Source organism: Streptomyces sp. NPDC104202 (assembly GCF_055584185.1).
In genome coordinates this window covers 1,978-3,307 of record NZ_JBVJMN010000121.1, presented here as the reverse complement: position 1 = coordinate 3,307, position 1,330 = coordinate 1,978, and the positions used below count along the sequence as shown (strand labels likewise).

General features: G+C 56.4%; 1 rRNA gene (cut by a window edge). It reads left to right on the top strand.

Annotated features, from left to right (window positions below):
- Positions 1–57: 57 nt before the first annotated feature.
- Positions 58–1,330, top strand: a 23S ribosomal RNA gene (locus ACZ60W_RS36990) (it continues 1,942 nt past the right edge of the window).

Sequence of the window (1,330 nt, the reverse complement as noted above, 5' to 3'; positions counted from 1 at the left end):
GGTGTGATGGGTGGCTGGTCGTTGTTTGAGAACTACACAGTGGACGCGAGCATCTGTGGCCAAGTTTTTAAGGGCGCACGGTGGATGCCTTGGCACCAGGAACCGATGAAGGACGTGGGAGGCCACGATAGTCCCCGGGGAGCCGTCAACCAGGCTTTGATCCGGGGGTTTCCGAATGGGGAAACCCGGCAGTCGTCATGGGCTGTCACCCATGCCTGAACACATAGGGCATGTGGAGGGAACGAGGGGAAGTGAAACATCTCAGTACCCTCAGGAAGAGAAAACAACCGTGATTCCGGGAGTAGTGGCGAGCGAAACCGGATGAGGCCAAACCGTATGCGTGTGATACCCGGCAGGGGTTGCGTATACGGGGTTGTGGGATCTCTCTTTCACAGTCTGCCGGCTGTGAGACGAGTCAGAAACCGTTGATGTAGGCGAAGGACATGCGAAAGGTCCGGCGTAGAGGGTAAGACCCCCGTAGCTGAAACATTGACGGCTCGTTTGAGAGACACCCAAGTAGCACGGGGCCCGAGAAATCCCGTGTGAATCTGGCGGGACCACCCGCTAAGCCTAAATATTCCCTGGTGACCGATAGCGGATAGTACCGTGAGGGAATGGTGAAAAGTACCGCGGGAGCGGAGTGAAATAGTACCTGAAACCGTGTGCCTACAAGCCGTGGGAGCGTCGGATACAGCTTGCTGTATCTCGTGACTGCGTGCCTTTTGAAGAATGAGCCTGCGAGTTTGCGGTGTGTTGCGAGGTTAACCCGTGTGGGGAAGCCGTAGCGAAAGCGAGTCCGAATAGGGCGATTCAGTAGCACGCTCAAGACCCGAAGCGGAGTGATCTAGCCATGGGCAGGTTGAAGCGGAGGTAAGACTTCGTGGAGGACCGAACCCACCAGGGTTGAAAACCTGGGGGATGACCTGTGGTTAGGGGTGAAAGGCCAATCAAACTCCGTGATAGCTGGTTCTCCCCGAAATGCATTTAGGTGCAGCGTCGTGTGTTTCTTGCCGGAGGTAGAGCACTGGATAGGCGATGGGCCCTACCGGGTTACTGACCTTAGCCAAACTCCGAATGCCGGTAAGTGAGAGCACGGCAGTGAGACTGTGGGGGATAAGCTCCATGGTCGAGAGGGAAACAGCCCAGAGCATCGACTAAGGCCCCTAAGCGTACGCTAAGTGGGAAAGGATGTGGAGTCGCAGAGACAACCAGGAGGTTGGCTTAGAAGCAGCCACCCTTGAAAGAGTGCGTAATAGCTCACTGGTCAAGTGATTCCGCGCCGACAATGTAGCGGGGCTCAAGCGTACCGCCGAAGTCGTGTCATTGCAGC